The organism is Mastigocoleus sp. MO_188.B34, assembly GCF_030065675.1.
Lineage (GTDB): Bacteria > Cyanobacteriota > Cyanobacteriia > Cyanobacteriales > Nostocaceae > Mastigocoleus.
In genome coordinates this window covers 1-12,327 of sequence record NZ_JASJDK010000182.1, presented here as the reverse complement: position 1 = coordinate 12,327, position 12,327 = coordinate 1, and the positions used below count along the sequence as shown (strand labels likewise).

The window sequence follows — 12,327 nt, the reverse complement described above, 5'->3', positions numbered from 1 at the left end:
GTTCTTTGAGGATATTTTTGAATATAATCGAAGACAATCGACATTTTAATCAAAATGGTAGAGTACTAATTTTCCTTTCTACCATTTTTTTATACCTGTATTAATATTTTGGACGGGTCTACTGTATTCGCGGCTAATCCTCGCTTGTGGCAGTAATTTAGAAATCTTTGAATTGCTTCTACGGGTAAATTGCTTTGGGTATCAAAGACGCATCGAAACTGCTCACCAGTTTGAGGGTCTATTGCTGTTTCTACCTTAATCAATTTCTACGTTGTCAATACTTTATTTGTTCTATTATATCAGAATTTTTGGAGGGATTGTTGTTGTTGTTTCTACTTTGTAGAAATCATTTTTGCTGTTGTTGTAAAGGGATGACGCTGGGTTATTACGCTAGCTTCGAACCGCCAAGTTACCTATCAGTAATGCAGTGTTTACTGCACGCCATTCGCCCTAAAGATTATCTCCATTCTGAGTACCCAAGTGTAGAAAATACTTGGGATACTTATGGATTGCCAGAAGTAGTTGTAGTGGACAATGGTAAAGAGTTTTACAGCACCCACTTTGAAGATGCTTGTCTGCAATTGGGAATAACAATTCAATATTGTCCTCCAAAAATGCCTTGGTATAAAAGCACAATTGAAAGATACTTTGGGGCTTTAAATAGTCAATTGCTAAGTGATAAGCCGGGTAAAAAGTTCCCTAATTTTCTTCAAAAGTATGATTACGATCCAATAAAAAATACAGTAATTTCTTTTGAGGCATTACAAGAAATCCTGCATATTTTTATTGTTGATGTTCATAATCAAAGTTCCCATCCAGAACTAAAGTTTCCACGCGCCTTAGTATGGTCAAAAGCGATTATTGAATTCCCCCCTGCATTACCAGCTTCTAATCAAGAATTAAAAATTTTAATTGGTAGTATAACTACTCGTAAAGTTAGCAGGCATGGGGTTGAGTTTGAAGGTCTTTTTTATAACAGTTCAGACCTAGCACGTCTACGGTCTTCGTGTTTGAAATCTGAAAAAGTAATTATCAAGTATGACCCCACTGATCTATCCCGAATTTATGTTAAAAACCCTCGTACAGAACAATTCTTAGAAGTGATGGCGGTTTCCCAAGATTATACACAAGGGTTAAGTCTCTGGCAGCACAAAGTAGTTAAGCAATTTGCACATAAAGAAGGTGTTGATAGGGTAGACATTGTTGCTTTGATCTTAGCTAAAGAGAAAATACAAAAAATTGTCGAACGAGAATGGAAAACAACTAAAAAAGGTAAAACTCGTACTGCAATGGCTAGATGGCTGGGAGTTGGACGTGAAGAATTGAACAAAGATGATAATCAAGAATTTTCTCGGACACCACAAGAGCAAACTATAAATCACACAACAATACACAATTTTAATCAAGAGAAAATAATTGATAATGGTGAAGATTTTACTGGTGAAATAACGGGTGTATCTGACCTTGGTAGTGTCTTAAATAATGATTTATCGCCCCCATTGACTCCTGACACAGAAGAATTAGATAAAGTTAATCATAGTTGCGATGTTAATCAAACTCCAGTAGTCGCAACAACTAAAAAGATTGGCAAAAAGCAGCGAAAACGTTCAAAAAGTAAATCTTCAAAGACTAAAATCGTTAATAATGTTTCTACTAATGACTTAGATATTGATGATTGGAAACCAGATTTATCTGGATGGGATGTCAGTATTGGATTACCTAAAAAATCGTAAATAAATATGGATAATTCACAGAAATCTTTAAAAGAAATGACCATTTCCTCAAGGTTATATATTGCTAATAACGTCTATGTGCTATATCCTCGTTTCAAGGAAATTTTAGATTCAATAGATGATTGTCATCATTTATCAAATTTAAAAGATGAACCTGAATGCTTGTTTTTACAGGGAGAAACTGGCGCAGGAAAAACTACAATTTTAAAAAGTTATAGCCAAAATTATCCAAGATACCAAACACCAGATGGGACTATTGTTCCCATTCTCGAGGTCACAATTCCTTCTCCTGCAACAGTAAAAAGCGTTGTTACGAAGCTTTTATGGGAACTAGGAGATCCTGCTTATGATAAAGGAACTACTTCTAATCAAACTATCAGACTAATTGGATTGATGAAAGATTGTGGAGTATCTCTGGTTTTTTTAGATGAATTTCAACATTTTATTGACCGAGATTCTGCTAAAGTTCTCAAAACAGTATCAGACTGGTTAAAAAATTTAATTTTAGATACTAAAGTACCTGTAATTTTAATTGGATTACCCGAAGCTGAAACAGTTTTTCAGTTCAATTCTCAACTGAGTCGGAGATTTGCTAATAGACACAACCTCAATCCTTTTTCTTGGAAAGATTCTGGAAGAGAATTTCGTACTTTTTTGCATGCTGTAGAGTCACAATTGCCTTTGATGGAGGAATCTAATTTAGCTTGTGAGGAAATGGCTCTACGTTTTTACTATGCCTCTGACGGTATTGTTGCTTATGTAATGAAGTTGATTCGTTATGGGACACATCTAGTACTTAAACGTGGTCAAGAAAAACTTGACTTAAATGTTTTAGCATCGGCTTTTGAAAAGTATGTGAAAGCAGATAAACCCCACAAAAAAAATCCTTTCATCGAGTCGGATTTTTTAGATGAAGTCAAAAATCATTCCTCAATTTCTTCAAATATAAAGGTAAAAGCTACAAATAATAGGATAAAAACAAAGAAAAAAACTACTAAGGCATCTGATATTTTACATAAATAAAGAGAGCGAGAGTGTATATAACTAAAAAACTACTGCGTAGACCCCGTCCCTTTAAAGATGAAAGTCTTTCTGGTTATATTATTCGGCTTGCACAAAGCAACTATTATCCTTCTCCTAGTTGGATTTTTAAGATGTCCTCTTTGAAGAAAAGAGGAATTTATGCAAATTTATTTTATTCCCACGAAGATGATTTACAAAAACTTAGTTTGTTATCAGAAGTAGAAGAACATATTCTCTGGTCAATGGCTTGGATTTCCCCAAGACAGAGTAATAGCACATTTATGAATACAGTAAAAATATTTGGAGATTTTGTTCCAATCCAAAGCATCAGTAAAAAAAGGGTAAAACTTTGTCCTATTTGTTTACGTTCTGCACCTTATTGTCGCTCAGTTTGGGAGTTATCTTTTATCAAACATTGCCCATTACATAACTGTTTATTGATTGATTCTTGTCCTCAATGCTCTAAAAAGATTGTAGATTCAAGACCAGGAGTCACGATATGCAAGTGTGGATTTGATTGGCGTAATTATGAACCAGAAACTGTCAGTGAAAAACAAGTTTCATTATCGAAATTTGTATACAATTTATGTCGAATTGCGGATTTTGATTCAGAAATAATTAATAGTTATAAAAACCCAAATCCAGTTCTTAAGTTGAATTTTCAAGATTTTGCATATCTTTTATGTTCCATAGTTAAATTCGGAAATCTTTATCAAATCAAAAAAAGGTTTAGTAATCGTGCAAAATCTCTCTTTCATTCTCAGGACTCTGAGTCTTGTTTTAATTTCGCTTTTTTTGTTGCATTAAATTGGCGCTCTGAATTTCAAAAACTTGTATTATCTCATAAGAATTGTTTGGATTCTAAATATAAAGGTAGCTTCATTAAAAAGCATAATTCTCAATATTATGTAAATTTGTTTCGGGATATATTTAGGTGTTTCCCAAAGAGTTCTTGTGGGTTTATCACAAATGTTATCGAAGATTACTTCTGGAATTTTTTGGTCAAAACGTCTATCAAAAATGTGGAAATATCTGGAATTAAACAACCAGGTTTTCATTTTTTTAATAGTCCTGTTAATGAAGGTAAAAGTTTTTTAAAAAAACTAGCTGTGGATTTAGAACTTGAAGAGTTAACTGTGGCATCTTTGTTTGCTACAAGTCAAGTTGAGATATATAATCGGACTATTTTCTTTAAAATGACATACCTTATGGACGTCTCTAACTGTATTTTTACTGGGTGTTATTGATAGTTTTGATACTTCTTTCTTAATCCATATACCAACAAATGGTTTCATTTCACTAGTACTTAACCCTATTGAGAGTCTCTACCACTGTCAGAAATTTTCATCTTATCTGCGAATTGTGCCGGAATTTTTCATCTTATGCGCGACAAATTTTCACTTTATGCGCGACAACATAAGCCAGAATTCCTATTTTTTCATTAAGAAATTTTCAACTTATGCGCGAACCTAGAGAAGTGTGGGTTCGCGCATAAGTTGAAAATGTCGCACATAAGATGAAAATTTTTCGCGCATAAAATGAAAACGAGTAGCTGTAGCCCTTATTTTTTCGTGGCACAGACGTAGAAATGCCATCTGGAATGTTGCAGAAATTTTCATTTTATGCGCGTTCATTTTATGCGGGCAAATTGTGCCGGAATTTTTCACTTTATCTGCGACAAATTTTTGCCCCGCACTACGTGAACATTTTATGCGCGACAACATAAGCTAGAACCCCTATTCTTTCGTTAGGAAATTTTCAACTTATGTGCGAACCTAGAGAAGATATATTGTGTTATTTCGCCTAAATAAGTCCGATGTCTGATGACAATCTGCGAAGCATCAATGGTAATTATTTTAATTCCGAGTCATTGATGTTAACTCAACCACTACCTTTGTTCTTACATCCGGCAGAAGTTTATTTGCGTTCTTTGAGTGAAGGTTCTCGGCGGACAATGCGCCAAGCATTAAATAAGATTGCCGGTTTGTTAACGGATAATGCCTGTGATGCCATCGGTCTGGATTGGTCAAAACTCAGATATCAACACACGAGTGCAATTCGCTCTATGTTAATGGAAAAATACAGCCCAGCAATGGCGAATAAAATGATTGCTGCTTTGCGAAGGACTCTCAAAGAAGCTTGGCGTCTGGAGTTGATGAACAGGGAGGATTATGCACGGGCTGTTGATATCCCTTCTGTACGTGGTAAAAGCTTACTCAAAGGACGAGCACTCAATGATAAGGAAATTTCTATTCTTTGGGAACATTGTTTAAAAGATAATTCTAATTTAGGAGCTAGAGATTCGGCATTACTGGGAGTTTTAACGGTTGGGTTGCGACGCAGCGAAATTGCAAATCTTGACCTGGAAAATTTTAGATCCCGCTCTCGTTCCTTAATAATCCTTGAAACAAAAGGAGATACTGAGAGAATTGTATACTTACCCTCCTATGGAATAACTGTCATTAAAGATTGGTTATTGGTTAGAGGTAAAGAACCGGGACCACTTTTTTATCCTCTCACCAAAGGCCATAGAATTATGTACAGAAGAATGAGTGATCAGGGCATATTACGGGCTTTGCAGCGGCGTGGAGAAAGTGCTGGCGTCCATGGTTTTACGCCCCATGATTTTAGAAGGACTTTTATTGGCAATTTATTGGATGCAGGAGCAGATATTGTTACTGTATCTAAGCTTGCTGGTCACGCTTCCCCAAATACTACAAGTAAATACGATCGCCGTGGTGAAGATGCCAAAAAGCGTGCGATCGATTTACTAAAAGTTCCTTTGAAAAGCAATCAATCTTCTGAGAACACAACTGCAAAGAAGAAAAAGCAAGTTTATAAAGGTTCAACTCACAAATGTCCTAACTGTAAATCTAAAGAACTTCTTACAGATGGGTTTGAGTTATTGGCTGATGGTCAAATGCATCAGCGATTTCGTTGTAAGGATTGCAATTATGTTTTTACACCACCTTTACCAATTACCAAAAATTAATTGAAAGATGAGATAATGTCTTCTTCCCAAGGAGCAAAAAACAGCTTGTATGGTCAACATTACTGAAAAACAAACTGAAACCGCAGCCTTAGAACCAATACAATCTCCTACTAGGAAACAGCAGTACCGAGCAATTGGATTGCTCATGGCAAGGTATATTCCCAGTAGTGAGGGATTTAAACAAGGAATTTTGATGACTCAAGATGGTGCTTTGATTGATGCTGTTGTCAAAGGACAAATGTTCAGCTTGGTTAAATCAAAAATTGATTTGGACAAGGAACACATTTGGGTTGTTTATCCAAAAACTCCCAAGGAGGAATTTGAAATTCCTCTTCATGTGCAAATCGCTGGAATTTGGGAACCAGAAACTCTTCATCCCGAATTAGAAACGCCAAAAGAATTACAGTATCAAGTTGATGAATTTTCTGTACAAGGCGAAGTAGTCTATCAAGACTTTACCACTGGTAAAGTAATCGTAAAAATCAGACAATCACCAAGAATCAAAGGCGAACCACCCAAGTTTTTTAAACTCAAGCTTCAGGGATACTTACCACCCAAATCTCTCAAACGCTTCTGGGAATTTAAGGTGCGTCGTGTTGGTACAGATCTGTTAATTCAATCTGGTGAATATATTGCTCAAGTAGCAGACCCTTCCAAAAAACCTTTCGGTAAAAAACCGTTTAACAAAAAGAAAGGACGCCGTCCTCAAGGTAATAAAAAATTTAACCAAAAATCAAATCAAAAACCGAATCCAAAACCCAAAAAACCTGCATCCAAATAAATGTCCAAGAAAAAATCAGATCAGTCTCAACCAGATAAACAAGAAATTCTTGAACTTAAACCTGCCAGTTCTTCTCAAACTGAACAAACAGCGAATTCTTCTGATGAGGTAGACAAAAAAGCAGAAATAATCGAACTCGAACCTGGCAGTTCTTCTCAAACTGAACCTCAGGATGAGAAGCAACAATTAAAGTCAACAACGGACAACCAAGAACCAGGTAAGATTCCCAAACCAAAACCTGCAATCAAGCTCAAAAAATCCCAGAAGAAAGAATCATCTCCACCACCATATAAGAATTTAGAAACAGCCACTAACCAAAATGGAGAAACCTTTGCTGTTGGAGAGAAAATCAAAATTAATACCTGCAATTTTGGTGAGTACACCGTTGAGATTAAGTTTTTGTATGAGACTGCAGACGGCAGTATCTGGGTGACTTATTACCCCTTTGGCTCGGAAGATCAAAAGCATCCGTGGCGTAGGGGATGCCAGAGATTAGAACTTTTAAGAAAATCTGATTCTCAAGAAAATTCGACATCCGATACTGATACGGTTTCACAAAAAAGTCCGGATTCTGTACCCGCAGATTAAGAGCCGGTCGCAAATCATTTTTTTGCGCTGCCGATGAGTAAATTTATTTTTGTGAGTGAATAAGTGGGCAGCGCTAGAAAAAATTATTTGGAAGACGCGCGGCTGCGCCACGAAAGTGAAGTGTAAGCGTAACGGCGACAGGCTGCACAAACGAGTTTCTCATACTGCCTCAGTATTTAAAAGTCTGAAAATATACTAAAAATAAGTATTATTAATATCTGAAAAATCAAGAAATTACAGTAAATTTTGTTTATTAATTCCTCTACTTAAAATAAACATATAGCGAAATCCTGGAATTTATATAGTTATTCAAAATTCTCAATACCTCAATTACAATAATATACCTCTAATCCTCTTTACTCACCTAGTAGAACTTGATTGTCCTCTATTTCTTAATAGTAATTGGCGTAAAATACAATAATAAATTCTGAATTTATTACAACAATATATTTTTATGCATCTAATTACTTCTAAAATCAGTTCCTGTAAATATTGAATTTACAAGAAGAGAGCAAAAAGCATGAATTCTTTTATAGCAAGACTTACAGCTATATTGCCTTAGCAGTACTAGATCCAAAACCTCTATTACCCAAGATTTATCTCCATAATCCAAAATCACATATTTAGTAATAACTGAAAATTAATCTATTTATTTATCTATTAGCTACTAATTTCAAATAATTATTTCTCTATTTTGGATTGATTAAATTTTATTCCCATAACATCTTGAAAAGCATCGTATAATATTTAAATCAAAAATACGGTTAAATAATATTGTTAATCCCTTAAATGTTCAAATTTTAGATAATAATTAAATTTTATATTAATTGCTTTTACTTCTTGGACGAAATATATTTCATGCATAGTAATTGCATAGTAAATACTATGTGTTATTTCATCAAGTTATTTTGATTTGAGTCCGATATTTTAAATTTTTACATAGCATTTGCATTGTATTTACTATGTCATGTATCCTGCTTATCTAATACGGGATCATCTCCCTCAAAAATGGAGTTTAATATGCAGGCAAAATTTCTAAGGCGCATATTTTAAATATTACATGCAAACAAGAGTAGAAAGAATGCCCAGACGAGGTAGACCGAAGATGATTTATTATTTTGGACTTGACATTGGTAATGGAAATATTAAAGTTGCTGGGGATAATGTTTACGAAAGAGTTCCTAGTTATCGTGCAAAAAATGTATTTGCTTCAGATGGTCTAGGTTCTGTTGAGCTTGAGAACGAGAAATTTGTTGTTGGTGAGGGTGCACTGATTAGCAGACAGATGCTTTTAAGAACAGTCGATCGCAATACTGGTAAAACTGATGAGATAGAAAAACTATATTTTGGAGCACTGGCCCACATTGGAGAACTCCCTAAAGTTCTCGTCAGTCGCGTAGTTGTTAGCTCTCACGCTTGGAAAACAAATAAGCAACAAATTAAGGACAATCTTAATCAAGAACGTAAAGTTGTTTTATCTGGTAAACCCATAACAGTAAAAACTGAAGTTTTGTTAGTTGTTCCTGAAGGTTATGGTGCTGTTTATTCAAAAAAAGAACCCGTCGCCACTTTTGACTTTGGTAAAGGTACAACTACTTTTACTCCTTACCTGAAGGGGAAACCTTTGGATGCAGTAGTTAAACATTTTGGCACACAAAGACTTGATTCTTTGATCTCAGAAAATATGAAAGTTATTAATGGGGGGTATCCTGGCAATGAAGAATTAATCATGAAAGCCCTGGAGCGTGGTGAACTTAGAGTTGATGGATTAAATATAAAAAACATCTACCAACAAGCTCTTGCCCAATGGTGGCAGCAAGGATTGAGTGAATTAGCAAAACTTGCTTCTAGATACTTGGCTGACGGATATCGAATTATTTGTATTGGGGGTGGGGTTGCTTTACCTGGTTTCAGTAATATTCTTACCAAGAAAGGATTTGAGCCAGTTTTGGAACGACCAGAAATGGCTAATGCTAAAGGTTTATACGAATTAGCCCTAATCAAAGCCAAGCAGTTGGGTCATAAAATTGACTCCTCCTCGCCGCAGGAGCACATTGAAAATGGGCAGGCTACCCTTGGGGGTGGGTACGCCGCCGGATAGAAATTCAGATTCTGTGGCGATGGCGGATCCAAAGGTAACGTAGTTAGAGCCTGCGGCGTCGGCGTTAGTCCGCACTTATCAGTGAACGCCTTGGCGTGGTCGAAGCCTCTAGCCTCTTAATTAATCTGTATGGTGTGGGGGTTTGGACACCTCTAAACAAGTCTGGCCATTTTTTCTAGGAAACGTCTCATAAACTAAATTCTTAGATTTATCAATTATTTGAAAATGACGAAACAAAAAGATGGGAGTGAACAGGTCAGAATTAAAACTGACTGCGCCGAATATATTCGTTCTGAAAGTGAAAGACTGGGTAAACCTTTTCTTCAAACCCTTTATTGGATTGTTGACCAATATCGTTTTTCTCAACAAGGAATATCTGTTGCACCAATAAATTTAACTACTAATACTCCCAATACTCCAGCATCACTACCAGATACATCTCAGACATTTCAAGAACATGAAGAAGACTTAGATTTGGATTTGGCAGATTTTTCTTAACATCAACTATATTAAACACATGTTTATGTTTATAAGAATTATGTAGAAAACCCCTTGACTTTAGTCAGGGGATGAATACTAATAGCAGGATTTATCCTGCCTTAATTGTGAGTTGTCAATTTAGCTAAATGGATTAGCATAAGTAGAGTAGTTGTAGTGTGGGGGTCAATGAGGATATTTGAGTTCAAACTAAAAGGAAAGGAAAAGCAGTTTCATTATATTGACGATGCTATCCGTACAAGCCAGTTTGTGAGAAACAAATGTTTAAGGTATTGGATGGATAACAAGGATAAAAAAGTCAATAAATATGCATTGAATAAATATTGTGCACTGTTGGCTGCTGAATTTCCTTTTGCGGACGAACTCAACTCAATGGCCCGTCAATCTGCTGCTGAGCGTGCTTGGAGTGCAATTAGTCGGTTTTATGACAACTGCAAGAAGAAGATAAAAGGCAAGAAGGGATTCCCTAAGTTTAAGAAACATTCCCGGTCTGTCGAGTATAAAACTAGTGGTTGGAAGCTTTCTGGTGATAGAAAGCGTTTAACTATTACTGACAAGAAAGGAATTGGAACTTTTAAACTTGTTGGGACTTATGACTTGCATTTCTATAATATAAAGCAAATTAAACGAGTTCGTTTAGTGCGTCGTGCTGACGGATATTACGCCCAATTTGCAATTGATGTAAATGTCAAAGTTGAGACAGAGCCAACTAAAAAGATGGTTGGTATAGATTTGGGTTTAAAATATTTCATTGCTGATAGTGACGGCAATGTAGAACAAGCGCCTAATTTTTACCGCAAGTCTGAGAAACAGTTAAATCGTGCAAACCGCAAAAAATCCAAGAAGTATAGCTCATGGAGAAAAAAAGCTAGGCAGAAACAATCTAACAACTACCACAAAGCTAGAAACAGGTATGCTCGGAAGCATTTAAGAGTAAGTAGGCAACGTAAAGAGTATTGCAAGAGACTGGCATACTGCGTAATCCAATCTAACGATTTGGTCGCCTATGTTAGCGCAGCGTGCCCGTAAGGGCAAAGACTTGAATGTCAAAGGTATGGTTCGTAACCGACATCTAGCTAAATCAATCAGTGATGCTGGTTGGTCTACTTTCCGTAATTGGGTTGAATATTTTGGTTTGAAGTATGGGAAGGTAACTGTGGCGGTGCCACCTCATAACAAGCCAAAATTGCTCTAATTGCGGAAAGAAAGTAAAAAAGTCTTTGTCAACCCGAACTCATGTTTGTACTCATTGTGGGTATGTGGAAGACAGAGATGTGAATGCCAGTATCAATATTCTTAAAAGAGGATTAAGTACTGTGGGGCACACAGAAACCTACGCTTGGGGAGATCTGCCCTCTTGGACTGTTGGTGTAAACCTGCAATCTAACGGCGAGTCAATGAACCAAGAATCCCCTGACTTATTGGATAAACCAAACGTCAGCGCGGTTTAGAGAGTCAGGGGAGTGTCAATCAGTATTAAAGATGTCAGGTATACCTGATAACCAAAAGCAAGAAATAAGCGTAACTCCCAAACAGGAAACAATTACCGGTGTAGTGGAACGTCTGACTTTCTATAGTCAAGAGTCAGGTTATACTGTAGCGCGATTGCAGCGGCCTAGAACTAGAAATTTAACCACAATTGTTGGTAGCTTTGCTAATATCCAGCCCGGACAAACGCTACAACTAAATGGATTTTGGCGGGAACATCCCCAATATGGCCCACAGTTTCAAGTTACCAGTTACAAAGAAACCAAACCCTCAACTCTCACGGGAATAGAAAAGTATTTGGGTAGTGGTTTAATTAAAGGTGTTGGGCCAGTGACAGCCAAACGAATAGTAGCTTGTTTTGGCTTAGAAACCCTGGATATCATTGAAAATCACATCGAACGCCTAAAGGAAGTTAATGGCATTGCGAAAAAGTGCATCACCATGATCCAGAAAGCATGGGAGACACAAAAAGCTATCAAGGAAGTGATGATATTTTTGCAAAGCCACGGTGTTTCTACTACTTATGCTGTAAAAATTTATAAAAAGTACGGCGATACAGCCATCGGGATTGTAACTAACAACCCCTATCAACTAGCAAGCGATATCTATGGTATTGGCTTTCTCACTGCTGATAAGATTGCCCGTAATTTGGGTGTGGCTCCCGATTCTGAATTTCGTTATCGTGCGGGAATGACTCACGTACTTAGCGAAGCTGCAGAAGATGGGCATTGCTATCTACCCATTGGTGAGAACTTAAGCTGAAGAGCAAGGTGTCAAGGGGTTTTGGAAGAAAAAGTTCTCTTGTCCTCTTTGTCGGTCAGGGAAAGGAGCAACGATCAATTTTATGTTACAGCAGTTTTGAGGTATATGAGGTACAAATAGTATTAGTGCATCAAAGATTATAATGAAACCGTACTCAATCGATTTACGAGAAAAAATAGTAAATACTTACTTCAGAGGTGGTACTTCAATCCGAAAGGTTGCTTTGCAGGCGTTGCATCATTGCGGGATGATATGGGATTTATTCTAAAGTTTCAAAGCAATTTAATTAAACCAATAAATTAATAATAAAAATTATCTTTTACAATTAAATAATTAAGGAAACATCCTTATTTTTTAAGTA

At 36.4% G+C, this 12,327-nt stretch carries 8 protein-coding genes and 2 pseudogenes; all 10 read left to right on the top strand.

Going from position 1 to position 12,327, the window contains the following annotated elements; translation table 11 throughout:
- Positions 1–422: 422 nt before the first annotated feature.
- Entirely contained in the window at positions 423–1,733 is a 1,311-nt protein-coding gene (locus QNJ50_RS26895) for a Mu transposase C-terminal domain-containing protein (protein ID WP_300641740.1), read from the top strand.
- Positions 1,734–1,739: 6 nt separating this feature from the next.
- Positions 1,740–2,756, top strand: a complete 1,017-nt coding sequence (locus QNJ50_RS26890; RefSeq protein ID WP_300641738.1) for a TniB family NTP-binding protein — start codon at positions 1,740–1,742, stop codon at positions 2,754–2,756.
- 11 nt (positions 2,757–2,767) lie between these two features.
- Positions 2,768–4,003: a TniQ family protein gene (locus QNJ50_RS26885; protein WP_300641736.1), complete on the top strand. Its 1,236-nt coding sequence runs from the start codon at positions 2,768–2,770 to the stop codon at positions 4,001–4,003.
- 569 nt (positions 4,004–4,572) lie between these two features.
- Positions 4,573–5,748: a tyrosine-type recombinase/integrase gene (locus QNJ50_RS26880; protein ID WP_366914343.1), complete on the top strand. Its 1,176-nt coding sequence runs from the start codon at positions 4,573–4,575 to the stop codon at positions 5,746–5,748.
- A 49-nt stretch (positions 5,749–5,797) separates the two neighbouring features.
- Entirely contained in the window at positions 5,798–6,529 is a 732-nt protein-coding gene (locus QNJ50_RS26875; protein WP_300641734.1) for a hypothetical protein, read from the top strand.
- Positions 6,530–7,117, top strand: coding sequence for a hypothetical protein (locus QNJ50_RS26870; RefSeq protein WP_300641732.1), 588 nt, complete (start codon positions 6,530–6,532; stop codon positions 7,115–7,117). It abuts the gene before it with no gap.
- A 1,060-nt stretch (positions 7,118–8,177) separates the two neighbouring features.
- Positions 8,178–9,218 carry a hypothetical protein gene (locus QNJ50_RS26865; RefSeq protein ID WP_300641730.1) on the top strand — a complete coding sequence of 347 codons (1,041 nt, stop codon included), beginning with the start codon at positions 8,178–8,180 and terminating at the stop codon, positions 9,216–9,218.
- Between the two features lie 225 nt (positions 9,219–9,443).
- Complete coding sequence (locus QNJ50_RS26860; RefSeq protein ID WP_300641728.1) at positions 9,444–9,716, top strand: hypothetical protein; 273 nt, start codon at positions 9,444–9,446, stop codon at positions 9,714–9,716.
- A gap of 168 nt (positions 9,717–9,884) precedes the next feature.
- Positions 9,885–11,167 (top strand): annotated as a pseudogene (locus tag QNJ50_RS26855) (transposase).
- Between the two features lie 31 nt (positions 11,168–11,198).
- A pseudogene (locus tag QNJ50_RS26850) lies at positions 11,199–11,945 on the top strand (helix-hairpin-helix domain-containing protein); the annotation flags it as partial.
- Between the last annotated feature and the right edge of the window lie 382 nt (positions 11,946–12,327).

What these genes read in the sequence shown, in the direction of transcription:
- QNJ50_RS26895 (WP_300641740.1), top strand. Translation starts at nt 423, where the DNA reads ATGCAGTGTTTACTGCACGCCATTCGCCCTAAAGATTATCTCCATTCT.
- QNJ50_RS26890 (WP_300641738.1), top strand. Translation starts at nt 1,740, where the DNA reads ATGGATAATTCACAGAAATCTTTAAAAGAAATGACCATTTCCTCAAGG.
- QNJ50_RS26880 (WP_366914343.1), top strand. Translation starts at nt 4,573, where the DNA reads ATGTCTGATGACAATCTGCGAAGCATCAATGGTAATTATTTTAATTCC.
- QNJ50_RS26875 (WP_300641734.1), top strand. Translation starts at nt 5,798, where the DNA reads ATGGTCAACATTACTGAAAAACAAACTGAAACCGCAGCCTTAGAACCA.
- QNJ50_RS26870 (WP_300641732.1), top strand. Translation starts at nt 6,530, where the DNA reads ATGTCCAAGAAAAAATCAGATCAGTCTCAACCAGATAAACAAGAAATT.
- QNJ50_RS26865 (WP_300641730.1), top strand. Translation starts at nt 8,178, where the DNA reads ATGCAAACAAGAGTAGAAAGAATGCCCAGACGAGGTAGACCGAAGATG.
- QNJ50_RS26860 (WP_300641728.1), top strand. Translation starts at nt 9,444, where the DNA reads ATGACGAAACAAAAAGATGGGAGTGAACAGGTCAGAATTAAAACTGAC.